Source organism: Massilia sp. NP310 (assembly GCF_019443485.1).
GTDB classification, from domain to species: Bacteria; Pseudomonadota; Gammaproteobacteria; order Burkholderiales; family Burkholderiaceae_D; genus Telluria; species Telluria timonae.
The window spans coordinates 4441615-4467992 of sequence record NZ_CP080379.1; the positions used below are offsets into that span (position 1 = coordinate 4441615).

At 65.9% G+C, this 26378-nt stretch carries 30 protein-coding genes and 1 tRNA gene; 20 read left to right on the plus strand and 11 right to left on the minus strand.

From position 1 onward, the window contains the following. Positions 1 to 14: 14 nt before the first annotated feature. The 6 genes from KY496_RS19525 to petA all read right to left on the minus strand — a co-directional run bounded on the left by KY496_RS19525 (position 15) and on the right by petA (position 4284). Positions 15 to 90 (minus strand) — tRNA-Thr (locus KY496_RS19525). 25 nt (positions 91 to 115) lie between these two features. Continuing rightward, positions 116 to 616: a ClpXP protease specificity-enhancing factor gene (locus tag KY496_RS19530; protein WP_071360827.1), complete on the minus strand. Its 501-nt coding sequence runs from the start codon at positions 614 to 616 to the stop codon at positions 116 to 118. 135 nt (positions 617 to 751) lie between these two features. Beyond that, positions 752 to 1363 (minus strand): glutathione S-transferase N-terminal domain-containing protein, encoded by a 612-nt coding sequence (locus KY496_RS19535; protein WP_219862041.1) that lies wholly within the window; start codon positions 1361 to 1363, stop codon positions 752 to 754. 98 nt (positions 1364 to 1461) lie between these two features. Further along, complete coding sequence (locus tag KY496_RS19540) at positions 1462 to 2226, minus strand: cytochrome c1 (RefSeq protein WP_219862043.1); 765 nt, start codon at positions 2224 to 2226, stop codon at positions 1462 to 1464. A 28-nt stretch (positions 2227 to 2254) separates the two neighbouring features. Next, positions 2255 to 3667 (minus strand): cytochrome b N-terminal domain-containing protein, encoded by a 1413-nt coding sequence (locus tag KY496_RS19545; protein WP_219862045.1) that lies wholly within the window; start codon positions 3665 to 3667, stop codon positions 2255 to 2257. A gap of 2 nt (positions 3668 to 3669) precedes the next feature. Further along, entirely contained in the window at positions 3670 to 4284 is a 615-nt protein-coding gene (petA, locus tag KY496_RS19550) for a ubiquinol-cytochrome c reductase iron-sulfur subunit (protein WP_005663766.1), read from the minus strand. Positions 4285 to 4506: 222 nt separating this feature from the next. On the opposite strand from petA, the gene mscL reads away from it, so the two are divergent. Genes mscL through KY496_RS19570 form a run of 4 tightly spaced genes read left to right on the plus strand, consistent with a single transcriptional unit; the run spans position 4507 to position 7236 of the window. Beyond that, positions 4507 to 4926 carry a large conductance mechanosensitive channel protein MscL gene (mscL, locus tag KY496_RS19555; protein ID WP_005663765.1) on the plus strand — a complete coding sequence of 140 codons (420 nt, stop codon included), beginning with the start codon at positions 4507 to 4509 and terminating at the stop codon, positions 4924 to 4926. 50 nt (positions 4927 to 4976) lie between these two features. Then, entirely contained in the window at positions 4977 to 6122 is a 1146-nt protein-coding gene (locus KY496_RS19560) for a Do family serine endopeptidase (RefSeq protein ID WP_040775530.1), read from the plus strand. Positions 6123 to 6148: 26 nt separating this feature from the next. Next, complete coding sequence (locus KY496_RS19565) at positions 6149 to 6847, plus strand: DUF2461 domain-containing protein (protein WP_005663762.1); 699 nt, start codon at positions 6149 to 6151, stop codon at positions 6845 to 6847. A gap of 11 nt (positions 6848 to 6858) precedes the next feature. Further along, positions 6859 to 7236 carry a cupin domain-containing protein gene (locus tag KY496_RS19570; protein ID WP_005663760.1) on the plus strand — a complete coding sequence of 126 codons (378 nt, stop codon included), beginning with the start codon at positions 6859 to 6861 and terminating at the stop codon, positions 7234 to 7236. Positions 7237 to 7282: 46 nt separating this feature from the next. On the opposite strand, the gene KY496_RS19575 is transcribed toward KY496_RS19570, so the two are convergent. From KY496_RS19575 to KY496_RS19595, 5 genes are all read right to left on the minus strand, one after another. Next, complete coding sequence (locus KY496_RS19575; RefSeq protein WP_219862047.1) at positions 7283 to 8314, minus strand: NAD(P)H-dependent glycerol-3-phosphate dehydrogenase; 1032 nt, start codon at positions 8312 to 8314, stop codon at positions 7283 to 7285. Positions 8315 to 8332: 18 nt separating this feature from the next. Then, positions 8333 to 8746 (minus strand): SH3 domain-containing protein, encoded by a 414-nt coding sequence (locus KY496_RS19580; RefSeq protein ID WP_005663757.1) that lies wholly within the window; start codon positions 8744 to 8746, stop codon positions 8333 to 8335. Positions 8747 to 8868: 122 nt separating this feature from the next. Further along, positions 8869 to 9330, minus strand: coding sequence for a protein-export chaperone SecB (gene secB / locus KY496_RS19585; protein WP_005663756.1), 462 nt, complete (start codon positions 9328 to 9330; stop codon positions 8869 to 8871). Between the two features lie 170 nt (positions 9331 to 9500). Then, complete coding sequence (grxC, locus tag KY496_RS19590; RefSeq protein WP_005663754.1) at positions 9501 to 9764, minus strand: glutaredoxin 3; 264 nt, start codon at positions 9762 to 9764, stop codon at positions 9501 to 9503. Between the two features lie 46 nt (positions 9765 to 9810). Further along, positions 9811 to 10212 carry a rhodanese-like domain-containing protein gene (locus tag KY496_RS19595; protein ID WP_005663752.1) on the minus strand — a complete coding sequence of 134 codons (402 nt, stop codon included), beginning with the start codon at positions 10210 to 10212 and terminating at the stop codon, positions 9811 to 9813. A 91-nt stretch (positions 10213 to 10303) separates the two neighbouring features. Between KY496_RS19595 and gpmA the strand changes: the two genes are divergently transcribed. The 16 genes from gpmA to KY496_RS19675 all read left to right on the plus strand — a co-directional run bounded on the left by gpmA (position 10304) and on the right by KY496_RS19675 (position 26357). Next, the gene (gene gpmA / locus KY496_RS19600; protein WP_219862048.1) at positions 10304 to 11050 is read left to right on the plus strand and encodes a 2,3-diphosphoglycerate-dependent phosphoglycerate mutase; all 747 of its coding nucleotides are present in this window, start codon (positions 10304 to 10306) and stop codon (positions 11048 to 11050) included. A gap of 9 nt (positions 11051 to 11059) precedes the next feature. Further along, the gene (locus KY496_RS19605; RefSeq protein WP_229520545.1) at positions 11060 to 12523 is read left to right on the plus strand and encodes a murein hydrolase activator EnvC; all 1464 of its coding nucleotides are present in this window, start codon (positions 11060 to 11062) and stop codon (positions 12521 to 12523) included. A gap of 17 nt (positions 12524 to 12540) precedes the next feature. Beyond that, on the plus strand, positions 12541 to 14025 hold the full coding sequence (locus tag KY496_RS19610; RefSeq protein ID WP_219862050.1) for a S41 family peptidase: 1485 nt from the start codon (positions 12541 to 12543) through the stop codon (positions 14023 to 14025). Positions 14026 to 14041: 16 nt separating this feature from the next. Next, a complete protein-coding gene (locus KY496_RS19615) occupies positions 14042 to 14800 on the plus strand; it encodes a molybdopterin-synthase adenylyltransferase MoeB (protein WP_219862052.1) in 759 nt (252 codons plus the stop codon). 194 nt (positions 14801 to 14994) lie between these two features. Further along, the gene (gene gspG / locus KY496_RS19620; protein ID WP_184238452.1) at positions 14995 to 15432 is read left to right on the plus strand and encodes a type II secretion system major pseudopilin GspG; all 438 of its coding nucleotides are present in this window, start codon (positions 14995 to 14997) and stop codon (positions 15430 to 15432) included. A 9-nt stretch (positions 15433 to 15441) separates the two neighbouring features. Continuing rightward, entirely contained in the window at positions 15442 to 15921 is a 480-nt protein-coding gene (locus KY496_RS19625; protein ID WP_005663746.1) for a GspH/FimT family pseudopilin, read from the plus strand. 8 nt (positions 15922 to 15929) lie between these two features. After that, on the plus strand, positions 15930 to 16322 hold the full coding sequence (gspI, locus tag KY496_RS19630; protein WP_040774939.1) for a type II secretion system minor pseudopilin GspI: 393 nt from the start codon (positions 15930 to 15932) through the stop codon (positions 16320 to 16322). Next, positions 16319 to 16981: a type II secretion system protein J gene (locus tag KY496_RS19635; RefSeq protein ID WP_005663744.1), complete on the plus strand. Its 663-nt coding sequence runs from the start codon at positions 16319 to 16321 to the stop codon at positions 16979 to 16981. The genes gspI and KY496_RS19635 overlap by 4 nt, the downstream gene beginning before the upstream one ends. Further along, a complete protein-coding gene (gspK, locus tag KY496_RS19640; protein WP_219862054.1) occupies positions 16981 to 17964 on the plus strand; it encodes a type II secretion system minor pseudopilin GspK in 984 nt (327 codons plus the stop codon). The genes KY496_RS19635 and gspK overlap by 1 nt, the downstream gene beginning before the upstream one ends. Positions 17965 to 17980: 16 nt before the next feature. Further along, a complete protein-coding gene (gene gspL / locus KY496_RS19645; RefSeq protein WP_040774936.1) occupies positions 17981 to 19228 on the plus strand; it encodes a type II secretion system protein GspL in 1248 nt (415 codons plus the stop codon). Continuing rightward, positions 19225 to 19743: a type II secretion system protein GspM gene (gene gspM, locus KY496_RS19650; RefSeq protein ID WP_005663740.1), complete on the plus strand. Its 519-nt coding sequence runs from the start codon at positions 19225 to 19227 to the stop codon at positions 19741 to 19743. Before gspL ends, gspM begins: the two co-directional genes overlap by 4 nt. Next, entirely contained in the window at positions 19740 to 20513 is a 774-nt protein-coding gene (gspN, locus tag KY496_RS19655; RefSeq protein ID WP_005663739.1) for a type II secretion system protein N, read from the plus strand. Before gspM ends, gspN begins: the two co-directional genes overlap by 4 nt. Then, positions 20513 to 22927, plus strand: a complete 2415-nt coding sequence (gene gspD / locus KY496_RS19660) for a type II secretion system secretin GspD (RefSeq protein WP_219862056.1) — start codon at positions 20513 to 20515, stop codon at positions 22925 to 22927. Before gspN ends, gspD begins: the two co-directional genes overlap by 1 nt. A gap of 3 nt (positions 22928 to 22930) precedes the next feature. Then, positions 22931 to 24352 carry a type II secretion system ATPase GspE gene (gspE, locus tag KY496_RS19665; RefSeq protein WP_005663735.1) on the plus strand — a complete coding sequence of 474 codons (1422 nt, stop codon included), beginning with the start codon at positions 22931 to 22933 and terminating at the stop codon, positions 24350 to 24352. 21 nt (positions 24353 to 24373) lie between these two features. After that, complete coding sequence (gene gspF, locus KY496_RS19670) at positions 24374 to 25594, plus strand: type II secretion system inner membrane protein GspF (RefSeq protein ID WP_071360811.1); 1221 nt, start codon at positions 24374 to 24376, stop codon at positions 25592 to 25594. A gap of 19 nt (positions 25595 to 25613) precedes the next feature. Then, positions 25614 to 26357, plus strand: coding sequence for a hypothetical protein (locus KY496_RS19675; RefSeq protein ID WP_229520314.1), 744 nt, complete (start codon positions 25614 to 25616; stop codon positions 26355 to 26357). The last annotated feature ends 21 nt before the right edge of the window (positions 26358 to 26378 follow it).

Genomic DNA, 26378 nt, shown 5'->3' on the forward strand with positions numbered 1-26378 from the left:
GTGCTTGATTTGATTGGTGCCGACTGCAGGACTCGAACCCGCCACCTGATGATTACAAATCAACTGCTCTACCTGATGAGCTAAGTCGGCATGACCTTAAGACAACGATTATACGCTATTTGATCCGCGTCAAGGTTGGCCGTCCACCCTTCTTCGGCGGCTCATCATCCCCGCCAGGCGTAGTCGTAGGCGCATCCGCCACCACCGGCGAATCCACACCCTTCGACGGCACCGCCGACAAGGCCGGCGCAGCCGGCGCACTCTCGACCGAAGCCCCCGACGACTGCGCATCACCCTCCGGCGCCGTGCCCACCTCAAACGCCATCCCCTGCCCATTCTCATTGGCATAAATCGCCAACACATTGTGCACAGGGATATAGATCTCCCGCGACACGCCATTGAAGCGCGCACGGAAGTGGATGGCGTCATTGTCCATCTTCAGCCCCGACGTCGCGCCGTAGCTGATGTTCAGGATGATCTCGCCTTTCCGGACATACTCCATCGGCACCGTCGTCGCCCCGTCGACCTTGACGGCGATATAGGGCGTGAAGCCACTGTCCGTGCACCACTCATAGATGGCGCGCAGCAGGTAGGGTTTGGTGGAAATTTCTGCCATGGTGGTGTTGTCTAGAAATACAGGCGTTTGCGCCAGTTTACCGGAATCGTCCGACGGACGTCCAAAAACCGGCGCGTGTGAAGCAATCAAGCTGGCAGGGGCGGAATGCGTAGGCATCCCACCCCAGACGCATCATCAACGACGCATCACTTTCTCGGACGGGGTCAGCGCCTCGATGTAGGCCGGACGCGAGAAGATACGCTCGGCATACTTCATCAGCGGCGCAGCGGTCTTCGACAGCTCGATGCCGTAGTGGTCCAGGCGCCAGAGCAGCGGGGCGATCGCCACGTCCAGCATCGAGAACTCGTCACCCAGCATGTACTTGTTCTTCAGGAACAGCGGAGCCAGCGTGGTCAGGCGATCGCGGATTTCCGCACGCGCCTTGTCGTGGTTCTTGTCGTTCGCCTTGTTGCGCTCGCTTTCCAGCGTGTGCACGTGGACGAACAGCTCTTTCTCGAAGTTGAACAGCATCAGGCGGGCACGGGCGCGCATCAGCGGGTCGGCCGGCATCAGCTGCGGGTGCGGGAAGCGCTCGTCGATGTACTCGTTGATGATGTTCGATTCGCACAGGATGAGTTCGCGCTCGACCAGGATCGGTACCTGGCCGTATGGGTTCATCGTCGAAATATCTTCCGGCTTGTTGAACAGGTCAACGTCGCGGACCTCGAAGTCCATGCCCTTTTCGAACAGGACGAGGCGGCAGCGTTGGGAGAACGGGCACGTGGTGCCGGAGTAGAGAACCATCATGGTTTATAGTTCCTTAAGAAACAAAGGGGTGTAGCGCAGAGCACTCACCCCAGAGAAATGATTGCCCGTATTATAGCCAACCGGGCAATGAAAGCGAATTACTTCACTTGTTTCCAGTACGATTCGTTCAAACGCCAGGTCAAAAACACGAACACGGACAGGAACAACAGCACGATCACACCCAGCTTTTTGCGGGTAGCCTGGGCCGGTTCGGCCATCCAGACCATGTACGCGACCAGGTCGGCGGTGGCGGCATCGAAGTCCTGCTGGCTCATGGTGCCCGGCGATACTTGCTCGAAGCCGGCGAACTTGTGCACCGTTTTGCCTGGCTCATGCGGATCGGCTTCCTCGGCGAACCTGGCGGTGCGAATTCCCTGCTGCTGCCACATCGCATGTGGCATCGCAACATTTGGCACCACCATATTGTTCCACCCGGTCGGGCGGGTTTCGTCCTGATAGAAGCTGCGCAGATAGGTGTACAGGTAGTCGGCGCCCGAGCCGGCCGGCGAGGCTTTGGCGCGCGCGATCACCGACAGATCCGGCGGCACCGCGCCGAACCAGGCCGCAGCATCTTTCGGGCGCATCGCCGTTGTCATCATGTCGCCGACCTTGTCGGCAGAAAACAACAGATTGTCACGAATCTGGTCTTCCGACAGGCCCAGGTCGCGCAGGCGGTTGTAACGCATCGAGGCCGCCGCATGGCAATTCAGGCAATAGTTGACGAAGATCTTGGCGCCGTTCTGCAGCGAGGCCATGTCATTGCGGTCCGGTGCGCGGTCCAGCGGGATGCCGCCCTCGGCGGCGAAAGCCAGTCCCGGCACCAGCGCCAGGACTGCAATCAGTTTCTTTGCAAACAATTTCATGTCGTGTCCTTGTGCTCTTGTCCGGTGATCAATGCGGGGTGAAGGTGACACGGGTCGGCACCGGCTTGAAGGTGCCCATCGTGCTCCACCACGGCATCAGGAGGAAGAACGCAAAGTAAGCCAGCGTGCACACTTGCGACAGGATGGTGAAGGCCGGGGTCGGCAGCTGGGTGCCAAGGTAGCCCAGCGTCACGAACACCAGCGCAAAGAGGGCATAGATCCAGCGGTGCCAGCTCGGACGGTAGCGCAGCGATTTCGCCGGCGAGTGGTCGAGCCACGGCAGGCCGGCGATGATCATCACCGACGAACCGAACAGCACCACGCCCCAGAATTTCGCGTCCAGCACCTGCGGCAGCATGCCGATGATCAGCAGCAGGCCGACCACGGCGATGATCGCCTTGGTGCGGAAGGCCAGGCGCGATTTCAGCCAGATGAAGGCCACGTACAGGGCGACGCTGATCATCAGCACGTACATGAAGTCGGCCGTGGTCGCGCGCAGCACCGAGTAGAACGGGGTGAAGTACCAGGTCGGCGCGATGTGCGGCGGCGTCTTCATCGAGTCGGCCGGCAGGAAGTTGTTGTACTCCAGGAAGTAGCCGCCCATCTCGGGTGCGAAGAACACGACTGCCGAGAACAGCAGCAGGAATACCGACACGCCGAACAGGTCCTTGGTGGTGTAGTAGGGGTGCGACGGAATGGCGTCCAGCGGATGGCCGTCCGGGCCCAGATGCTCCTTGACTTCGATGCCGTCCGGGTTGCTCGAGCCGACTTCGTGCAGCGCCGTCAGGTGGGCGGCCACCAGGCCCAGGATCACCAGCGGCAGCGCGATCACGTGGAAGGCGAAGAAGCGGTTCAGGGTGGCGTCGGAGACGACGTAGTCGCCGCGGATCCACAGCGACAGGTCTTCGCCGATCACGGGGATGGCGCCGAACAGGTTCACGATCACCTGGGCGCCCCAGTACGACATCTGCCCCCATGGCAGCAGGTAGCCGAAGAAGGCCTCGGCCATCAGGCACAGGAAGATGCCGAAGCCGAACAGCCAGACCAGCTCGCGCGGCTTGCGGTAAGAGCCGTACATCAGCCCGCGCGCCATGTGCAGGTAGACCACGATGAAGAAGGCCGAGGCGCCGGTCGAGTGCAGGTAGCGCACCAGCCAGCCCCACGGCACTTCGCGCATGATGTATTCGACCGAGCCGAAGGCCAGCGCGGCGTCCGGCTTGTAGTGCATCGTCAGGAAGATGCCGGTGACGATCTGCAGCACCAGCACCAGGGCCGACAGCGAACCGAACAGATACCAGACGTTGAAATTCTTGGGAGCGTAGTACTTGCCCCATTGATCGTTCCACAGTTTCGATGCCGGGAAGCGGTCGTCGACCCAGGCCAGGGCTTTCTGGGCCACCGGTGCGTCGGCGGGTAGCTTGGTCTCCTTGAATGCGCCCATTGTTATGCCTCGCCTTTCTCGTCTTTGCCGATCACCAGCTTGTTATCGGACAGATACATGTACGGGGGGACATCCATATTCGTCGGCGCCGGCTTGTTCTTGAACACGCGCGCAGACAGGTCGAAGGTCGAGCCGTGGCAGGGGCACAGGAAGCCGCCCGGCCAGTTGTCGGGCAGGTTCGGCTGCGGGCCGGCGGAAAGGCGCGAGGAGGGCGAGCAGCCCAGGTGGGAGCAGATGCCGACAGTGACCAGCACTTCCTTGTGCTCGGCGCGCGAGCGGAACGGGTTCTTGGCGTATTCCGGCATCGGCAGCTGGAACACATTATCGGAGGCGGGATCGGCCAGTTCGCCCTGGTCCTTCTCGAGCGTGGCCATCATTGCGGGGGTGCGGCGCAGGATCCAGACCGGTTTGCCGCGCCATTCGACGACTTTCATTTCACCCGGAGCGACGTCGGAGATATCGACTTCAACCGGGGCTCCCGCCGCTTTTGCGCGTTCGGAAGGCTGGAAGGTGCTGACCAGGGCTCCCGCCGTGGACACGCCGACTACGCCGCCAGCCGCGCATGTCGCGACCAGCAATCCGCGTCGGCCCGGATCGACCTGCTTTTCATTACTCATACCAACCCCACTCCGTGAATATACGAATTTTAAGAATTAATAGCGAGCTTCCAGCATCCAAAATTATATGTGAACGGCAATACCTGAGGGAAAAAAATTGTCTGGGCTACACGCTTTAGCAGAATGGTCTTTTGTGCTCCTGCAGCATTCGGCCGAAAGACAGCCTCCGGAGCGTTCGGGTATCATGCAATTGCTTGTATCAATAACAATGGGAGAAGTCCAATGGCGATGCTGGAAGAGTTCAAGAAGTTTGCGATGCGCGGCAATGTCATCGACCTTGCCGTCGGCGTGATCATCGGCGGCGCGTTTGCGCGCATCACCGATTCGCTGGTCAAGGACGTGGTCATGCCGCCGATCGGCGCGGTCCTCGGTGGCCTCGACTTCGCCAACTATTATATTCCTCTCAATAACCAGGGCTATCACCTCCCCTTGGCAGAAGCGCAAAAGGCCGGTGCTGTATTGGCGTACGGTAATTTCCTGACCATTTTGCTGAACTTTATCCTGCTGGCCTTCATCATCTTCCAGATGGTGCGTGTGATTAACCGCCTGCGCGGCCCGGCCGAAGAGGCCAAACCTGCTGCTCCAGTGACGCCGGAAGACATCGTCCTGCTGCGCGAAATCCGGGATTCCCTTAAAAAGTGAAAGACGATCTGGTCCACGACATCCGGCGTCCGCAGCCCAAGCGGCCGCTTTTGCGACGCCTTTGGCTGCTGTTCGCGCAAGCGGTGACGATTGCGCTGGCGGCCTGGTTCGTGGTGGCCGCCATGCGGCCCGAATGGCTCGACAGGCCAGACACGGTCGCGGTCGGCACGCCGGGCAATCCGGTGCCGATGCTGCAGGCGCCGCCGCGGGCGGCGGGCGGCAGCTTCCGCAATGCCGCGGCCAAGGCGATGCCGGCCGTGGTCAATATTTACACGAGCAAGGCGTCGCGCCAGTCGCATCCACTGCTGCGCGACCCGTTCTTCCGCCGCTTCTTCGGCGACCGCGCGCCGCCCGACGAGCAACTGGCCAGCCTCGGCTCCGGCGTCATCGTCAGCAGCGACGGTTATATCCTGACCAATTTCCACGTGATCGACGGCGCCGACGCGATCGAAGTCGGCCTGGCCGATGGCCGCAAGGCCGCGGCGCGCCTGGTCGGCACCGATCCCGAGACCGACCTGGCCGTGATCCGCGTGAGCGAGCGCAACCTGCCGGTGATGGTGCTGGGCGATCCCGAGCAGGCGCGCGTGGGCGACGTGGTGTTGGCGATCGGTAACCCGTTCGGCGTCGGCCAGACTGTCACCCTGGGCATCATCTCGGCCCTGGGCCGCAACAACCTGCACATCAATCACTTCGAGAATTTCATCCAGACCGATGCCGCGATCAATTTCGGCAACTCGGGCGGGGCCCTGGTCGATACCGAAGGCAATTTGCTGGGCATTAACGCGGCAATCTATTCGCAGACTGGCGGCTCGGTCGGGATCGGCTTCGCGATTCCCGTGTCGACCGCCAAGACCGTGCTCGATTCGATCGTCAAGCACGGCAGCGTGGTGCGCGGCTGGATCGGCATCGAATCGCAGGACATCACGCCCGAGCTGGCCGACAGTTTTGGCCTGGCCAAGCGCAGCGGCGCCATCATCGCCGGCGTGGTGCGCGGCGGGCCGGCCGACCGCGCCGGCATCGTGCCGGGCGATATCCTGGTGGCCGTGGCCGGCGAGCCGATCGCGGACACCAGCGAGATGCTGAACCTGATCGCCCAGCTCGAGCCCGGCGCCAAGACGCAAATGACGATCCTGCGCAAGCGGCGCGAAGCCACGGTCGACGTGACGGTGGGCCGCCGGCCGCGCCAGGCGCCCTGAACTTTTCTTTCGACACCTGAACCACCATGCATCTGCGCGACCTGACGCAATTTCTCAGCGAACTGAGCGAAAACAATAACCGGCCCTGGTTTCTTTGGAATAAACCGCGCTACGACATCCTGCGCACCGAATTCGAAGAAACGGTCACGGAACTGATCAAGGCCCTGACGAAGTTCGACAAGCAGGTGGCGGCCTGCAATCCCAAGAAGGCGATGTTCCGGATCCACCGCGACACCCGCTTTTCGAAGGACAAGACGCCGTATAAAACCCGCTTCTCGGCCGGCATCACCCCGCACGACAAGCGCCGCCCGAGCGCGGGCGGCGGCTCGACCTATTATTTTCAACTCGAGCGCGACGGCACCCTGGGCTTCGGCGTGGGAGAGTACCTGCCGCCGCCGGCGCGCCTGAAGGCGATCCGCGAGCACGTGGTCAACGATGCGACGGGTTTCGCCAAAGTATTGAAGAATAAGAATCTTCGCGCCACCTATAACGACATGCTGGAAGAGGACAAGTTGCAGCGTCCACCCAAGGGCTTCGATCCCGATCATCCGCATGTCGATTACCTGAAACTGAAAAGCTTCTTCGTGTGGACCGAGGTGAAACTGGACCTGAATGCACCGGATCAACTGGTGCCGCGGTTGGCGCAAGGATTCCAGGACGCCTATGCGCTGGTCAGCTGGCTGCGCAGCGTGCCGGAACCGCAAGAGGAAGCGACAAGCACATAGAGGAGGGCGACATGGCCTTGCATCACGCAGTATCCGGCGAAAAGATTGCTTTGCAACGCGGCGACGACGACATCGCCCATTTCACCTCGGTGGCCCTGGTCAAGACCGAGCACATGGAACTGATCCGACTGGTGTTGCCGGTCGAACGGCCGATTCCCGAGCACCGGGTCGATGGCGAAGTGACCATCGTCTGCCTGGAGGGCGAGATCGCGATCGACGCCCACGACAAGACGACCACCCTGCAGCCGAACGAGATGGTTTATCTGGCGGGCAGCGTGCCGCACACGGTGCGCGCGCTGAAGGATGCGGTGGCCTTGATGACCATCCTGATGGGGCCGGAACGTTCGGGCGGCCCGAGCGACGACCCGAGCGGGGCGCCGCCGAAGTGAGGTACCGCGTGGACGGCAAAGCCGTCCACCACGGCTGCAATACCAATTACGCCAGCTCCACCCGCGGATCCCGCGCCAGCAACTGCGCCGCCATCTGCGCCGCATCCACGCCGTCGAACAGCACGCTGGCCACCGCCTCGGTGATCGGCATGTCGACCCCCATCCGGCGCGCCAGTTCGCGCACCGCCTTGGCGCAGGGCACGCCTTCGGCCACATGGCCCAGTTCCGCCACGATCGTGTCCAGCGCCTTGCCTTCGGCCAGCGCCAGGCCGACCCGCCGGTTGCGCGACAGGTCGCCGGTGCAGGTCAGGATCAGGTCGCCCATCCCCGACAGGCCCATGAAGGTGCCCGGCTGGGCGCCGAGCGCCAGCCCCAGGCGGGTGATCTCGGCCAGGCCGCGCGTGATCAGCGCCGCGCGCGCGTTCAGGCCCAGTCCCAGGCCGTCGGCGGCGCCGGTGGCGATCGCCATCACGTTCTTGACCGCGCCGCCCACTTCCACGCCGATCAGGTCGTCGTGCGAATAGACGCGCAGGTTGTCGCCATGGGCCGCGGCCACCACGCGTTCGCGCAGCTCGGCCGAGCTCGATGCCACGGTCAGCGCGCACGGCAGGCCGCGCGCGACTTCTTGCGCGAACGAAGGGCCGGACAGCGCCGCGCCCGGGACGCTGTCGCCCAGCACCTGCGCCACCACCTGGTGCGGCAGCAGGCCGGTGCCGGCTTCGAAGCCCTTGCACAGCCAGACGACGTTCGGGATCGGGCGGCCACGCAATTGCTCCAGCAGCGGACGCAGGCCGGCCACCGGGCAGGCCAGGATCAGCAGCGGCGCGTCTTGCGCGGCGCCGGGCGCCACGTGGGCAAGCGCCGCCTCGAAGTCGGCGCTCACGCGCAACGCTGACGGCAGCGGGTGGCCCGGCAAATAGGCCAGGTTGTCGCGCGCCGCGTCGGTATCCGCCATTTGTTGCGGATTGCGGCCCCACAGCAGCACGTCGTGGCGTGCGGCCAGCGCGATGGCGACGGCGGTGCCCCAGGCGCCGGCGCCGAGGACGGTGATCTTGGTAGTGGGTTTGTTCTGTTGCATGGAACTCCTGGAGTGGATTTACAGGCCCCAGATGTCCGAGACCTTGATATAGCCAATGACGCCGTCGCGATGGCGCACGCGCGCCCAGACAATGGCATGGGGATCGACCAGTTCAAGTAAAACGCCCTTGTCGGCCGTCATCAGGACCGCCGAGGTTGCGTCCGGGCCGGAATGGACCCGGCCGCCGGGCGTGCGTACCAGCACATTGCGTTGCGCGCTCAGCGACCTGGCTGGGGTCCAGGCCACGTCGCCGTTCATGTCGCGCACCTTGACCCAGTCGCCATAGGCGATCATGACCTGGAGCGGCATGCCGGGCGGCGCCAGATAGAGTTTGTTGCCCTTGGCCGATGGCGTTCCGTACAGGATCGCCGGGGCGGCGCCGACCGTCTTGAAATCGAAGGCGTGAGCACTCGGCGCGGCCAGCACTGTCATCGCCAACAGTGGAGCAGCTGCAAGTGGTCGGGGAAAGCGCATGGCGGGCCTGGATTGTGGGTGAACCGCGACGCCGGAAGGCTGGCGCGGACGCGGCCTTGGCCGCATCCGCGAGATGATGCTTAGTTTGCCGGTGCGGCGGCAGCTGCTTCGGCCATGGCCGCGGCGCGCTGCTGGTAGAACGCTTCGAAGTTGATCTCGGCCAGGTGCACTGGCGGGAAACCGGCGCGGCTGATCACGTCGGCGATGTTCGCGCGCAGGTATGGGTAGATGATGTTCGGGCAGCCGATGCCCAGCAGCGGATCCATCTGCTCTGCAGGGATGTTGCGGGCTTCGAAGATGCCAGCCTGCTTGCCTTCCACCAGGAACGCGACCTTGTCCTTGACCTTGGCGGTGACGGTGATCGTCACGGTCGACTCGTAGATGCCTTCGGCGATGCTTTCGGCGCCGACGTCGAGCGACACTTCGATTGCCGGCGCTTCCTGTTCCAGGAAGATCGATGGCGAATTCGGTTGCTCCAGCGACATGTCTTTCAGGTAGACGCGTTGGATTTGGAATACTGGTTGCAGGTTTTCGTCAGACATGGAACGCTTTCTAATAATAGTGGGGAGCAGGAGGCTACTCCGGGTGCTTTGGTCGAGCGCGGCTATGGGGCCGGGCCCGACTTCGGGTCAAACGCGACGACAATTGTAGCAAAACCAACTTGGAAGCAATAGCGGCTTTGCCGTCCGCCGCCGCGTTCAGCCCAATTAGCTTACTCGCCCTTGAGCATCGGGTCCAGGCGTCCGGCCTGGTCCAGCGCATACAAATCGTCGAAACCGCCGACGTGGGTGTCGCCAACGTAGATCTGTGGAACGGTGCGGCGGCCGGTGCGCTGCATCATGATCTGGCGCTGTTCCGGGTCGAGGTCGACGCGGATGCGTTCGATGTCATGCACGCCCTTGGCTTCGAGCAGGCGCTCGGCGCGCACGCAATAGGGGCAGGCTGCGGTGTGGTAGAGAACGACGTGGGCTGTCATGCTGAATCCTTTCATGTCTGCCGGCCCGGAACAGGGGCCGGCGGGTTTACTTGGTGACCGGCAGGCCTGCAGCCGTCCAGGCCGCCAGACCGCCTTCCAGGCTGTGGACGTCTTCGAAGCCGGCCGCCTGCAACTGGCGCGCGGCCTTGTCGCCACGGGCGCCGCTCTGGCACACCACCACGACGGTACGGTTCTTCGACTTGTCCAGTTCGCCGATGCGATTGCCCAAGTCTGCCAGCGGGATGTGTTTCGCGTCGCGCAGGTGGCCTGCCGCGAATTCTTCCGCGCTGCGTACGTCGACCACGGTGGTCTTGCCGCGGTTGATCATCTGCGTCACCTGCAGCGGCGTCGCGCGTTTTCCGCGCGGCGTCAGTGCCGGCCACAGCAGGGCGACACCCGAAATCACGGCGATCGCAACAACGAAGATATTATCGAGTAAGAAATTCACAAGGGTTCCGATTGGTTGAACTGAATCGGGGCATTATAAAATAGATGCCGGACCGGACTTCAACCAGAATTTTTTCGAGAAGAAGAGACTAATGTACAAGATCGTATTCATGCGCCATGGCGAATCCACCTGGAACCTGGAAAACCGTTTCACCGGCTGGACCGACGTCGACCTGACCGAAAAAGGCGTGGCCGAGGCGAAAACCGCCGGCCGCGTGCTCAAGGAAGCCGGCTTCACCTTCGACGTGGCCTATACCTCGGTGCTCAAGCGCGCCATCCGCACCCTGTGGCTGGCGATGGACGAGATGGACATGATGTACCTTCCCGTCAAGAACGACTGGCGCCTGAACGAGCGCCACTACGGCGCCCTCCAGGGCCTCGATAAAGCCGAGACCGCCGCCAAGTTCGGCGACGAGCAGGTGCTGGTCTGGCGTCGCAGCTACGACACCCCGCCGCCGGCGCTCGAGAAGGACGACGAGCGCACCTCGTTCGGCGACCCGCGCTATGCAGCGCTCACCGACGAGCAGATCCCGCTGACCGAATGCCTGAAGGACACCGTGGCGCGCGTGATGCCGGCCTGGAACGACGAAATCGCCCCCGCCATCCGCGCCGGCAAGAAAATCCTGATCTCGGCCCACGGCAACAGCCTGCGCGCCATCATCAAGATGCTGGACAATATCAGCGACGCCGACATCGTCGGCCTGAACATCCCCAACGGCCAGCCGCTGGTGTATGAGCTGGACGCCGACCTGAAGCCGATCAAGCACTACTACCTGGGCGACCAGGAAGCGATCGCCGCCGCCATGGCGGCCGTGGCCAACCAAGGGAAGGCAAAGTAAGTCTTGCATTTGCCATTCACGAAGGGAGCCGGTAGCGTACTCCTGGGTACGCTGCTGGCGGTCGCGCTGTCCGGCGCGTTCGCAACGGATGCATGGGCCCAGCGCCAGACCGAGCGCAGCCGCCAGAAGGCGGCGGCCGAGAAGCAGCGCGCCGGCATCCAGCAACAACTGCAGGCGATCAAGCGCGACATCAGCCAGACCGAAAGCGCCAAGGAAGACGCGGCCGACACGCTGGCCGAGTCCGAGGCCGCCATTTCCAACGCCAACCGGGCGCTGCGCGACCTGCAGGAAGAGCAGGGCGCCACCAACACGCGCCTGCAAGACCTGGCCGCGCAGCAGGAACAGCTGAACCAGACCATCGCCGCCCAGCAAAAGCAGCTGGCCAGGCTGCTGCGCGAACACTATGTGGCTGGCAACGAAGACCGGATCAAGCTGCTGCTGTCCGGCGACAACCCGAACCGCATCAGCCGCGACTTGCAGCTGATGGCCTATGTTTCGCAGGCCCAGGCGCGCCTGCTGGATTCGCTGCGCGGCAACCTGGCGCAAGTCGAGGCCAACCGCGACAAGGTCGAGAATGCCAAGCAAGAGCTGGAAGAAATCGCCCAGGAACAGCTCGATCAGAAGGCGCTGCTGGAAAAAGAAAAGGCCAAGCGCGCCGCGCTGCTCAACAACCTGTCGACCCGCCTGGCCGACCAGCGCAAGCAGGCCGACCGCCTGGAGCGCGACGAAGAACGCATGTCGGGGCTGGTCACCCGCCTCGAGCGCCTGATCCGCGAGCAGGAAGAAGCCGAGCGCAAGCGCCAGGCCGCCCTGGCGGCGAAACGCGCCAAGGCCAAGGCCGCCGCGGAAGCGCGAGCCAGGGCGCTGGCGGCGGCGCGCGCCAAGGCGGCGGCCGAGAAGGCCGAGCGCGACCGCGAACGCGAGCGCATCGCGCGCGAAAACGCCAAGCCGGGCGCCAAGCCGAAGCCGATGCCCGAACCGATCAAGGAAGCGCCGATCGTGGCCGAGGAGCCGGTCGAGGAAGACACCCGGTCGAACGAACCGGCGCCGCCGATGCTGGGGCCGGCCGCGCCGAGCGGCTCGTTCGCGTCGCTCAAGGGCCGCATGGCCAGCCCGGTCAACGGCAGCGTCGTGGCCCGCTTCGGTGGACGCCGCGGCGACGGCCCGACCTGGAAGGGCAATTTCATCAAGGCCGCGGAAGGCGCCGAGGTGCGCGCCGTGGCCCCGGGTCGGGTGGTGCACGCCGACTGGATGCGCGGCTTCGGCAACCTGATCATCGTCGACCACGGCGACGGTTACCTGTCGATCTACGGCAATAACCAGTCGCTGCTCAAGCGTCCCGGCGACAGCGTGCGCGCCGGCGAGGCGGTGGCCAGTGCCGGCAATACCGGTGGCAACGAGGAATCGGGGCTATACTTTGAGCTCAGGCATCGCGGCAAGGCCATCGACCCGGCGGGCTGGGTCCGGTTCTAGGTACAACAAGGGTCAACATGGGCATGAAAGCAAAGCATTTCGGGCTGGTCGGCGTGGGCGTCCTGGTCGGCGTGGCGGCATCGTTCCAGCTGTCGGCCCATGCGCAAAAGGCCGGCGCGCCCTTGCCGCTCGACGAGCTGCGCCAGCTGGCCGACGTGTATGGCCTGATCAAGACCGACTACGTCGAGCCGGTGGAAGATAAAAAGCTGCTGTCGGAAGCGATCGGCGGCATGGTCGCCTCGCTCGATCCGCATTCGGTCTACCTCGATCCCAAGGCCTTCCGCGACATGCGCGAAGCGGTGCAGGGCAAGTTCGTGGGCGTCGGCGTCGAGATCTCGAACGAGGACGGCTACATCAAGGTGGTGTCGCCGATCGAGGATACGCCTGCCTTCAAGGCCGGCATCAAGCCGGGCGACCTGATCACCCGCATCGACAACGTCCCCGTGCGCAATATGTCGTCCGACGAGGCGATCAAGCGCATGCGCGGCAAGGTCGGCAGCAAGGTCACGCTCACCATTGCCCGTCCCGGCGAAGACAAGCCCTGGGTGGTGCCGATCGCGCGCCAGGAAATCAAGGTGGTCAGCGTCAAGGCCAAGATGGTCGAGCCCGGCTATGCCTGGCTGCGCATCAGCCAGTTCCAGGAAAACACCCTGGACGAGCTGGCCAAGAAAACCAAGGAACTGTACGCCGAACAACCCGACATCAAGGGCCTGGTGCTCGACCTGCGCAACGACCCGGGCGGCCTGCTGCCGGGCGCGATCGGCGTCTCGGCCGCCTTCCTGCCGCAGCCGGACCAGGTGATCGTGTCCACCAAGGGCCAGGTGGCGGACTCGAACCAGGAATTCTATGGCCGGCGCGAGTTCTATGCCCAGCGCGGCGACCCGCTGGCGGGCTTGCCGGCCGGCCTCAAATCCGTGCCGATGGTGGTGCTGGTCAATGGCGGCTCGGCATCGGCTTCCGAGATCGTGGCCGGCGCGCTGCAGGATTACCAGCGCGCGATCGTGATGGGCAGCCGCACCTTCGGCAAGGGCTCGGTGCAGACCTTGCGGCAACTGTCGGAAGACACCGCGATCAAGCTGACCACGGCGCGCTACTACACGCCGAAAGGGCGGCCGATCCAGGCCACCGGCATCGAACCCGATATGCGGGTCGACGAGAGTGCCGACGGCGACCTCCTGAACGCCCTGCGCGTGCGCGAAGCCGACCTGCAGCGCCACCTGGCGGCCGAAGGCGAGAAGAAGGAAACGGCGACGGAAGCGGCGTCCAAGGACCAGAACCCGAGCCTGGCGCAGCAGCAGCGCGCGCTGGCCCTGCTGAAGGACCGCAAGCCGATCGAGTTCGGCGGCCAGGACGATTTCCAGCTGGCGCAGGCGATCAAGCACTTCAAGGGCTTGCCGGTGCAACTGGCCAAGGGCGTGCCCGACGAAGACAAACCCGCGCCGGCGCCATTGCCGGGGGCGGAGCATAAATTGCCCGAATTGAAGGCGCCGCCGAAGAAATGAGGTCGGGGCGACCCCCATGAACGACAAGCAACTCCTGCGCTACTCGCGCCACATCCTGCTCGACGACATCGGCATCGAAGGCCAGCAGCGCCTGCTCGAGGCCCATGCCCTGGTGATCGGCGCTGGCGGCCTCGGCTCGCCGGCCGCGCTCTACCTGGCCTCTGGCGGCATCGGCCGCATCACCCTGGTCGACGACGACACGGTCGACCTCACCAACCTGCAGCGCCAGGTCATGCACACGACCGAACGCATCGGCCAGCCCAAGGTCGATTCCGGGCGCGCGGCCCTGCTGGCGATCAATCCCGAGATCGAGGTCGTGGCCCTGAACGAACGGGCCGGCCCCGAGCGCCTGCTGGCGCTGGCGCGCACGGCCACCGTCGTGCTCGACTGCAGCGACAACTTCGCCACCCGCCACGCCGTCAACCGCGCCTGCGTCGCTGCCGGCGTGCCGCTGGTGTCGGGGGCGGCGATCCGCTTCGACGGCCAGCTGTCCGTGTTCGATCCGCGCCAGCCCGACGCGCCGTGCTATGCCTGCCTGTTCCCTGAAGACAGCGGCTTCGAGGACGTTGCCTGCAGCACCATGGGGGTGTTCGCCCCGCTGGTCGGCATCGTCGGCGCAGTCCAGGCCGCCGAAGCGATGAAGCTGATCGCGGGCGTCGGCGAGCCCCTGGTCGGCCGCCTTCTCATGCTGGACGGGAAATACATGGAATGGACTGGCGTCAAGGTGGCGCGTAACAACGATTGCCCGGTGTGCGCGAAGCGGAACGAGATTTGATGAGGGCTGGCTTAACGGCGCGGATCCAAGGTGTCGTGACGGGCGTAGGTAGCTTACAATTGCACACCCGCCGCCGGTAGCGATGTAATCATTCGCACAATTTTGTACGCAGATTCATCCGCAGTATTATCTTGTCATATTTCGGCCGTATACTGTCCCGGCTCCACCGATTCACCAGCCTAATCACACTGCATATGAATTTCCAACGTACACAACGTCGCGCCCGCGGCTTTACCCTGGTCGAGATCATGGTCGTCGTGGTCATCATCGGCATCCTCGGCGCCCTGGTCGTGCCTAAATTGCTGGGCCGCACGGGCGAGTCGCGCGTCACTGCCGCCAAGGTCGACATCGCCACCATGATGCAGGCCCTCAAGCTGTACAAGCTCGACAACCAGCGCTATCCGACCACCGAGCAGGGCTTGAATGCCCTGATCGCCAAGCCGACCTCCGGCCCGGCCGCCAACGGCTGGAAAGAAGGCGGCTATATCGAGAAGCTGCCGAAGGACCCGTGGGGCAACGCCTACCAATACCTGTCGCCGGGCGTGAAAGGCGAGATCGACGTGTTCTCCTACGGCGCCGACGGGCAGCCGGGCGGCAACGGCGAGGACGCCGACGTCGGTTCCTGGCACTAAGCCTTTCCCATGCCGGCCTGGCGCGCGCGGGGCGCATCCTCCGGCTTCACCCTGGTGGAGCTGCTGGTCGTGATGGTCATCATCGGCATCACGCTGGGACTGGCTACGCTGAACGCCATCCCGAGCCCGCGCCAGGATCTCGAAAACGAGGCCAGGCGCATCGCGCTGCTGCTGCAGCTGGCGCGCGACGAAGCCATCGTGCGCAACCGCCTGGTCGCGTTCGAGGCCAACGGCGAGCGCTACCGCTTCATGGTGCGCGGCGACACCGGCTGGGAACCGGTCACGCGCGACGACCTGCTGCGCGAGCGCAGCTTCAAGAATCCGCCGCTGCGGCTCGTGCTCGAGCCGTCCGGCACGGGGGGCCCGGATATGCTGCGCATCACCTTCGGACGCGAGCCGGTCGACCGTCCCTTCGTGCTGACCCTGGCCTCGGGCGCCAACGCGGTCGCGATCCGCGCCGACGGCGTCGGCCACTTTACCGTCGAATGAAGCACATCATGTTCTCTCGCCGCGCCTCGCGCCACGCCTTCGGATTCACCCTGCTCGAAGTGCTGGTGGCGCTGGTCATCGTCGGCACCGCGCTGGCCGCCGGCCTGCGCGCGGTGGGCAGCCTGACGTCCAACAGCGCCGGCCTGCGCGCCTCGATGATGGCGACCTGGTCGGCCGAGAACCGGCTGGTGCAGATCCGCCTGGGCCGCGAGTTTCCCGCGATCGGCAAGCGCAGCTTTCCCTGCCCGCAAGGCGACCTGAACCTGGTATGTGAAGAAGAAGTGCTGTCCAGCCCCAATCCACTGTTGCGCAGGATCGAAGTCTCGGTGTTCGACGCCGACAACCCGGGACGCCGCATTGTCAAACTCATCCAACTGGTCCTGAGGCCTTCCCCGATATGAACGCCAGGTCGCGGCATGCAGGCTTCACGCTGGTCGAACTCCTGGTGGCGATCGGCATCCTCGCCATGGTGGCCGTGCTCGGCTGGCGCGGGCTGGACGGCATCGTGCGCGCGCGCGTGGCGCTCACGCACGAAATGGAAATCACGCGCGGCATGCAGCTGGCCTTCGCCCAGATGCAGAACGATTGCGAGAACGCGGCCGGCAACGACATCATGCGCGGCCGCCCGGCCTTGCTGTGGGATGCCGACCGCCTGACCCTGGTGCGCAAGGTGTTCGTCGAACACGAGCCGTCGCGCCTGCAGGTGGTCAGCTACCGCGTGGTCAACGGCCAGCTGATGCGGCGCGAGTCGCCCGGCACGCGCGACCTCGACCACATCGCCCAGCTGTGGCAGGCGCTCGCGTCCGATGCGCCGGCCGAGAATGCGCCGTCGGTCGTGCTGCAGGTCGGCGTGGGCGGCATGCAGGTGCAGGGCTGGCAAAACAATGCCTGGCGTAATGAGCCGACCGCGGTCGGCGGCAATGGCGAGCAGGAACCCCCGCCTGTCGATCCGGGCCTGGGCCCGGCCCGCTCGCGCGAACCCACCGGCGTGCAGGTGGCGCTCACCGTGCAGGGCCTGGGCCAGCCGATGGTCAAGTCTTTCCTGCTGGGAGGCACCTGATGCGGCCCGTGCCCCTTCCGCGCCGCCAGCGCGGCGTCGCCGTGGTCACCGCACTGCTCCTGACCACGCTGGCGATCTCGATCGTCGCCAGCCTGTTCTGGCAGCAGCAGGTGCAGGTACGCTCGATGGAAAACCAGCGCTTGCAGTTGCAGACCAAGTGGATCCAGCGCGGCGCCCTCGACTGGGCCAGCGTGATCCTGCGCCAGCCTTTCGGCGGACGCATCTCGCTCGAGCAGGTGTGGGCCACGCCGCTGGCCGAAACCCGGCTCGACCAGTACATCGAACGCGAGCGGGTGCAGGGAGAAAATTTCAATGCATCCCTGTCGGGTCAGGTATACGATGCCACGGCGCGATACAATCTGAACAACCTGGCAACGGGCGGCAAGCGCGATCCGGTCGAGACCGCGGTGCTCGGCCGCCTGCTGACCAATCTGCGACAAGAGCCGCGGCTGGCGCGGCCGATCGCCGATTTCGTCGCCGCCGGCCAGGCGCTGACGGTGGATCCGGACGCGGCGGGCAACAATAACACTGCGCAGACGCCGCGCAAGGGCAACCCGATGCCGCTCATGCGGGTGGACGACCTGCTGGCGGTGCAGGGCGTCAAGCCCGAGACGGTCGAGGCCTTGCGTCCGTTCGTGATCGTGCTGCCGGCGCAAGGAACGACGGTGAACGTGAACACGGCGCCGGCCGAGGTGCTGGCGGCGGTCCTGGCTGGCTGTTCGACCTCTCAGGCCAATGCCCTGGTCGAGCAGCGCAAGCGGGTGCCGTGGAACGACGTCCAGCAGTTTTTGAGCGAAGTGCAATGCAGGGATGAAGCGGTGGAACAGCCAAAGATCAGCATCACCAGCAATTACTTCCTGGTGCAGAGCCGCATCCGCCTCGACCGCGCGGCGCTGGACGCGGAGTCGCTGGTGCAGAAAGGCAGCCTGGCCAACCTTGGTCCCGCCAATGGTGTGACCGTGATCTGGACCCGCCAGAACTAGAAGAAAGCGAGACGGTTTGACTACTCTTTATATCCGGCATCCGGCCAGGAGCGAAGGCGAAGGCGCCTTGTGCCGGTTCGCGATGGTCGGCGACAACGGCGCCATCGGACAGCAGGGCGAAGGCGCGCTGCGCAACCTGGGCGACGTGGTCGCAGCCAGCCGGCGCGTGGTGCTGATCCTGGCCGCCAGCGACGTCACCCTGCTGGCGGTGCAGGCGCCGCCGCTGGCCGGCGCGCGCCTGCGCGCGGCGCTGCCGGCCCTGGTCGAAGAATATATCCTGGGCGACCCGCTCGATTGCGTGCTGGTGGCCGGCCCGGCCATGGCCGACGGCCGCCGTCCGGTGGCCGTGGTGCAGCAGGCCTGGCTCGAGCCGCTGGTGCGCAAGTTGCTGGAAATGGGCGCGCGCGCGGTGGTGGCCGTGCCCGAACAATTGTGCCTGCCCCTGCATCCAGGCAGCGTGAGCGCCGCCTTCGGCAAGGGCGAACTGATCCTGCGCCAGAGCCAGTACGAAGGCCTCGGCCTGGCGCTCGACGGCGCCCCGGTGGTGGCCCTGCAGACGGCCCGCGCGCTGGCGGGCGATGCGCCGCTGGTGCTGTATGTCGAGCACGAGCAACTGGGCGAGTACCAGGCGCTGCTGGCCGAGGCCGGCCCCGGCGTTACCCTCGAGAGCGACAACTGGGCGCACTGGATCGCCGGCGCCCGCGGCAGCAACAATGGCGGCGCCGTCGGCCCAGCGCTCGACCTGGTGCCCGGCCTGGGCACGGCCGGCGTGGCGCGGCGCGACTGGCGCCGCTGGCGCTGGCCGATCCGGCTCGCCCTGGCGGCGCTGGTGGTCAACGTCATCGGCCTGAACGTCGAGTGGCTGGGCCTGAAACGCGAGGCCGACGCCGTGCGCCAGCAGATGAGCCAAACGTTCCGCTCGGTGTATCCGGGCCAGCCGGCGATCGATCCGGTAGCGCAGATGCAGCAGAACATCGCGCGCGCCAGGGCCGGCAGCGGCGAGGTGGGCGGCGATGAATTCACCTGGATGGCGGCTGCCTTCGGCGAAGCCATCGGCGGCCTCGGCGCGCCGCCTGCGATTGCATCAATGGAGTTTCGCGAACGCGCGCTCACGGTGCGCGTCAAACCCGAGTCTGCCAATCCCGGCGCCGCAGACCAGCTGCGCCCGGCCCTGGCGGCACGCCACCTCAGCCTGGAAGCGCCCGACGCCAACACCTGGTTGATCCGCAGCACTGGCGCCTCGCAACCTGGAGTTACGCAATGAATGTCGCCGGCAAAATCAGCGGGCTGCGCGAACGCGCCACCGCCTACTGGATCGCGCGCACCGAGCAGGAGCGCAAGTTCCTGCTGGTCGGCGGCGCCGTCGCCGCGCTGGCGCTGTTCTATCTCGTCCTGCTCGAGCCCGCGCTCGAAGGGCGCGAACAATTGCGCCGTTCCTTGCCCGAACTGCGCCAGCAGGCGGCCCAGCTCGAGGCGCTTGCCGGCGAAGCCCGGGCCGCCGCCAGCGAGCCGGCGCCCGCCGTCACGCCAGTCACGAACGAGTCGCTCACCGCCAGCATGGCGGGGCGCGGCCTCAAGCCGGCCTCGCTGTCGGTCAGCGGCGAGTTCACCAAGGTTCAGCTCAACAATGTTTCCTTTGCCAACCTGATGGCCTGGCTCGACGCCCAGCGGCGCGAGAGCCGCCTGATGGTGCAGGACGCCCAATTCAGCGCCCAGACCGCGCTGGGCCAGGTCGACGCCACGCTCACGCTGCGCCAGCGCAGCGATCCGGCTTCATGAGGCGGGCGCTGACGTGGGGCCTGCTGGTCATCCTGGCGGTAGTGGCGACGGTGCTGGCTTTCCTGCCGGCGGCCTGGCTCGGCCCGATAGTCGAGCGCCAGACCGGCGGTCGATTGACGCTGGGGGATGCGCAGGGTACGCTTTGGCGCGGCTCAGCCTTTATCGGCGGGGCGCCGGGACCGGGCGGGTCGGTCACGCCCTTGCTGCCGGGCCGTTTTTCCTGGACCTTGTCGCCGCTGGTGGTGCTGGGCCAGGTCAGCATGAGCCTGGAAAATCCCCAGGCGCTGGCCAACCCGGTGCGGATCGAAGGCAGCTGGTCGCGCTGGCAGGTCAATGCCGGCGAGCTACTGCTGCCGGCCGAGGGCTTGTCGGGCCTGGGTGCGCCGCTCAATACGCTGGCGCCGAGTGGCCGCATCCGGCTATCCTGGAACGCGCTGGACCTGCTGCGCCAGCAGAACACCGTGACGGTGCAGGGGCGCACCGTCCTGTCGATGAGCGATATGGGGGCGCGCATGTCGCCCATCAAGCCGCTTGGCAGTTATGAAATGATCATGGACTGGCGTGGACCGCAGGCCGATTTGACCCTGCGCACCGTGCGCGGCGCTTTGCTGCTGTCGGGCTCAGGTGTACTGCAAAATGGACGCCTGCGCTTTTCGGGCCAGGCCAGCGCCGCCGACGGCTATGAGGACCAGCTCGGGACCATGTTGAACCTGCTGGGCCAGCGCCGGATGGTGAACGGCAAAAACGTAATCGCACTCGAGTTCAGATAATGAAGAAAACAGACCGCTCCACCTTCGCGCACCTCGACTTTTCGGCCATGCAGCTGCCGGCCTTGCGCCGCCTTGCGGCCGGCGCCATGCTGTGCTGCGCCGCCACGATGGTCGCGCTGCCGCTGCCCGCGCTGGCCCAGGACAGCGCGAACGCCGCCGCTTTGAGCTTCGTCAATGCCGACATCGAGTCGGTGATCAAGGCCATCGGTCACTACACCGGCATGACCTTCATCATCGACCCGCGGGTCAAGGGCACGCTCACCCTGGTGTCCGAGAAATCGCTGAGCAAGACCGAAGCCTTCGGCCTGCTCACCTCGACCCTGCGCCTGCAGGGCTTCGCGGTGGTCACCAGCGGCGACGGCTACGCCAAGGTGGTGCCCGAGGCCGAGGCCAAGCTGCAGTCCTCGCCGACCCAGGTCGGCGGCGTGCGCTCCAGCAAGGCCACCGGCGACCAGATCGCGACCCAGGTGTTTTATCTGTCCTACGAGTCGGCCGCCAACCTCACCGCCGTGCTGCGTCCGCTGATTTCGCCCAATAACTCCATCATGGCGAACCCGGGCAACAACACGCTGGTCATCACCGACTACGCCGACAACCTGCGCCGCCTGGCGCGCATCATCGCCGCGCTCGATGCGCCGGTGGCGGCCGACCTCGATGTCATCCCGATCCGCAACGCGATCGCCAGCGACATCGCCCAGCTCGTGACGCGCCTGATGGAACCGGCCGCCGGCGGCGATTCGGGCCGGGTCACGGTGCTGGCCGATCCGCGCACCAACTCGGTCGTGATCCGCGCGCCGTCGCAGGCGCGCGCCAACCTGGCCAAGAGCCTGATCGCCCGCCTGGATCAAGAGAGCTCGAGCAAGGGCAATATCCACGTGGTCTACCTCAAGAACGCGGAAGCCACGCGCGTGGCCCAGACCCTGCGCGCCGTGGTGTCGCAAGACGCCTCGGCCCTGCAGGTGCAGCAGGGCACCCAGGGCAGCTCGATCCAGTCCGGCATCGGCAGCCAGGCGGGCCAGGGCGGATTGGGCGGGCAGGGCGGCCTCGGCGGCCAACAGGGCCTGCAGGGCAGCACCGGCATTGGTGGTACTGGCAACAGCGCCGGCCAGCAGGGGCAGCAAGGAGCCCAGGGCGGCGGCCAGGGTTCGGGCTTCATCCAGGCCGACGCCTCGACCAACAGCCTGATCATCACCGCACCGGACGCGGTGTACCGCAACCTGCGCTCGGTGATCGACCAGCTCGACGTGCGCCGGGCCCAGGTCTATATCGAGGCGCTGGTGGTCGAAGTGTCCTCCAACAAGGCATCCGAGTTCGGCGTGCAGTGGGTCGGCGCCACTGGCGACTCCGACAGCAAATACCGCTTCGGCGGCCTGCAGAACTTCAACGGCGGCGGCTCGAACAACAGCATCGTCAACCTGGCGCTGGCGGCGGCCCAGGGCACGAGCGCCACCAACGGCACCAGCGGCCTGACGGGCCTGCCGACCGGCCTGACCTTCGGCCTGTTCCGCCAGGTGGGCGGCGAGCTGGGCCTGGGCGCGGTGGCGCGTGCGCTGGAAAACGATGGCAACGCCAACATCCTGTCGACGCCGAACATGCTCACCCTGGACAATGAGCTCGCAGTGATCAAGGTCGGCCAGAACGTGCCGATCATCACCGGTTCGTTCGCCACCAACAGCACCACCGGCGGCGGCAACCCGTTCCAGACCGTCGACCGGCAAGACGTGGGCCTGCTGCTGCGCGTGCGGCCCCAGATCTCGGAAGGCGGTACCATCAAGATGGCGATCTACCACGAGAACTCGAGCGTGGATGCGTCGACCCGCAACGCCGAATCCGGCCTGACCACCAACGTGCGCGCGATCGAGAGCAATGTGCTGGCCGACGACGGCCAGATCATCGTGCTCGGCGGCCTGATCGAGGACAGCGAAGGCGATGGCGAAGAGAAAGTGCGCGGCCTGGGCGACATCCCGGTGATCGGCAACCTGTTCAAGTACCGCACCCGCAGCCGCGTGAAGACCAACCTGATGGTGTTCCTGCGGCCGGTCGTGGTGCGCAGCAAGGAAGCCTCGAATTCGATCGCGATGGACCGCTACGACTACATGCGCGCGGCCGGCGCCGCCGCCCAACCCGAATCGTCGGCGCTGCTGCGCGACCTTGGCGCGCCGCAACTGCCGCCGCTGGTGAACGGCCAGCCGCCGGTCGGCGGCGGCATGGCGACCGTGCCGGTCCAGCGCCAGCCGGCGCCGAACGCGGCGCCGGGCGCGTCGAACGATGGCGCGGCGTCGCGGCATCAGGGCACTGCGCCGGGAACCGCGCCGGGGGCAGGCGTGTCTGAACCAGGATCGGGCGCGGTCATGCCCGGCGCGGCAGTGCCAAACGCGCCAACCCGTCCGGTGCAGCAACCGAACGGAAATTAAATCATGAACAATCTCTTGCCCTACGCCTTCGCCCGCGACCACGGCGTGCTGGCGCGCGGTAATGGCGAACCGGGCCAGAGCGTCGAAGTGCTGGTGTCCAGCGCCACCGCGCCAGCCGCCATCGCCGAGGTCTCGCGCCGTTTCGGCCGCATCCAGCTGCGCCGCCTCGACCGTGACGAGCTCGACGCGGCCATCGCCGGCGCCTATGCCGGCGGCGGCGGCGACGCGTCGCAGGTGGTCGACGAATTCGACGCCGACCTCGACCTGACCAAGCTGCTGCAAGACGTGCCGGCCATCGAAGACCTGCTGGAATCGTCCGACGATGCGCCGGTGATCCGCATGATCAATGCGCTGCTCACGCAATCGCTGCGCGAAGGCGCGTCCGACATCCACATCGAGCCGTTCGAGCAGACTTCGGTGGTGCGCTTTCGCATCGACGGCGCGCTGCGCGACATCGTGCGCCCCAAGAAGGCGATCCACGCCTCGCTGATCTCGCGTATCAAGATCATGTCGCAGCTCGACATCGCCGAGAAACGCCTGCCGCAGGATGGCCGCATCACCCTGCGCGTGGGCGGTAAACCAGTCGACGTGCGCGTCTCGACGCTGCCGACCGGCCATGGCGAACGCGCCGTGCTGCGTCTGCTGGATAAAGAAGCAGGACGCCTCGACCTGTCGCACCTGGGCATGGCCGAGGACATGCTGCCGCAGTTCGACCGCCTGATCAACCAGCCGCACGGCATCGTGCTGGTGACCGGCCCGACCGGTTCCGGCAAGACCACCACCCTGTACGCGGCGCTGTCGCGCCTGAACGCGTCCACCACCAATATCATGACGGTGGAAGACCCGATCGAGTACGACCTGAACGGCGTCGGCCAAACGCAAGTCAATGCCCGCATCGACATGACGTTCGCGAAAGCGCTGCGCGCCATCCTGCGCCAAGATCCCGATGTGATCATGATCGGTGAGATCCGCGACCTGGAGACGGCGCAGATCGCGGTGCAAGCTTCGCTCACGGGCCACCTGGTGCTGGCCACGCTGCACACCAACGATGCCGCCTCGGCCGTGACGCGCTTGCTGGACATGGGCATCGAACCGTTCCTGCTGTCCTCGTCGCTGCTGGGTGTAATGGCCCAGCGCCTCGTGCGCAAGCTCTGCTCGCAATGCAAGACCTTCGACGGGTCCACCTGGCATGCGGTCGGCTGCGAGCGCTGCGGCCATACGGGCTATCACGGCCGGGTCGGCGTCTACGAGCTGCTCGAGACCACCGAGCAGATCCGTTCCCAGATCCATAACCGCGCCTCCGAAGCCGAGATCCGCGATGCGGCGCTGGCGACCGGCATGAAGACCATGCGCGACGACGGCGAACGCTGGCTGGCGGACGGCACCACCACGCGCGCCGAACTGGTGCGCGTGACAAAGGATTAAGATGCGGATGGGAACTGACTGATGCCGGCATTTCGCTACGAAGCCGTTGACGCCGGCGGCGCCACCCGCAAGGGCGTGGTCAACGCCGACAGCCCGCGCGCGGCGCGCGCCGACCTGCGCACGCAAGGCCTGACGCCGCTCAACGTCGAGGCGATCACCGCCCAGGTCGACGCTTCGGGTGTCACCCGCGCGCGCGGCATTGGCGAGCGCCTGTCGCAGAACGAGCTGGCCCTGTTCACGCGCCAGCTGGCCAGCCTGCTGGAGGCCGGCCTGCCGCTCGAGCAAGCCTTCACCGCGCTGCTGGAGCAGGCCGAGCGCGCCTATATGCGCGACCTGATCGCCTCGATCCGCTCCGAAGTCATCGGCGGCTCGCCATTCTCCACCGCGCTGTCGCACCACCCGCGCGACTTCGCCGAGATCTACCGGGCGCTGGTCGCCTCGGGCGAGCAGATCGGCCAGCTCTCGCGCGTGCTGTCGCGCCTGGCCGACTACATCGAGCGCCGCAACGCCCTGGTGCAGAAGGTGCGGCTGGCCTTCACCTATCCGGCGATCGTGACCGTGGTCGCGTTCGCGATCGTGATCTTCCTGCTCACCTATGTGGTGCCGCAGATCGTCTCGGTGTTCGCCAACACCAAGCAGAAGCTGCCCTTCCTCACCGTGGTCATGCTGGCCGTGTCCGACTTCGTGCGCGCCTACGGCATCTATTGCGCGATCCTGATCGGCGGCGCGTTCTGGCTGTGGCGGCGCGCGCTGCGCAATCCCGACCTCAAGCGGCGCTGGCACACCTGGCTGCTGACGGCGCCCATCTACGGCAAGTTCGAGCGCAGCCTCAATACGGCGCGCTTCGCCAGCACGCTGGCGATCACCACCGGTTCCGGCGTGCCCATCCTGCGCGCGCTCGACACCAGCCGCGAAACCCTGTCCAACGTGGCGATGCGCGAGCTGGTCGAGCAGGCCACCGGCAGCGTGCGTGAAGGCGTGAGCCTGGCGCGCGCGCTGTCGGCGCAAAAACACTTCCCGCCGATGCTGGTGCACATGATCCGCGCCGGCGAGATCACCGGCGAACTGCCAGCCATGCTCGAGCGCGCCGCCAATTCGCAGCAGGCCGACCTCGAGCGCCGCACGCTCACCATCGCCGGCCTGCTCGAGCCGGTGCTGATCCTGGCCATGGGCCTGGTCGTGCTGCTGATCGTGCTGGCGGTGCTGATGCCGATCATCGAAATCAACCAGCTGGTGCAGTAAAACAATGGCAGTCAATAATATGAACAAACGTTTGCCTCTTCTTCTCAGCCTGCTTGCCCTGATCCTGCTGGCGGCCTCGATCGCCTACTGGGTGCTGCAGCTGTACAAGCCGGAGCAGCGGCCGCTGGCGGCGGCGCCGGTCGCCACCCAGCCCCCGCCGAGCCCGGAGGCGGCGGCAACGCTGTTCGGCGGCCAGCCGACCGCGGTGATTTCCAATTTCCAGCTCACTGGCGTGGTGTCGGCCGGCGCCGACAGCGCGGTCATCCTGGTGGCCGACGGCCAGCCGCCGAAAGCGGTGCGCATCGGCCGCGAGATCGCGCCGGGCGTGACCGTGGCCGAAGTGCACCGGCGCTACGTGATGCTGTCGGATGGCGGCGTGATGAAGCGGGTGGAACTGGCGCCCGATACCGGCCAGTCGACGTCGATCATGCCGCCGGAACCGCGCGTGATGCCAGAGCAGATGCCGCAACCGATGACCGCGGCGCCTGGCGTGGAACCGCAAACCGCGCCGGGCGTGGTCAGCGCGCCGCCCACCATGCGCAGCGTGCCGCCGCCGGGCGGCGGTCCGCAGGGCACGCCGACCACGCCGGAGAATGCGCAAGTGGTGCAAGAGCAGCAGGCGCCACAAGACCAGCAGGCGCCGCAAGAGCCGCAGGATCCGCCGCCGGAGCAGGGCGATCCGACCCAGCAGAGCCGCAACAACGTGCAGATGCCGCCGAATGCGCCGCCGATGAACCAGACCCAGCAACCGATCACCCAGTAAGGGCGGCGGCGCGGCGGCAGG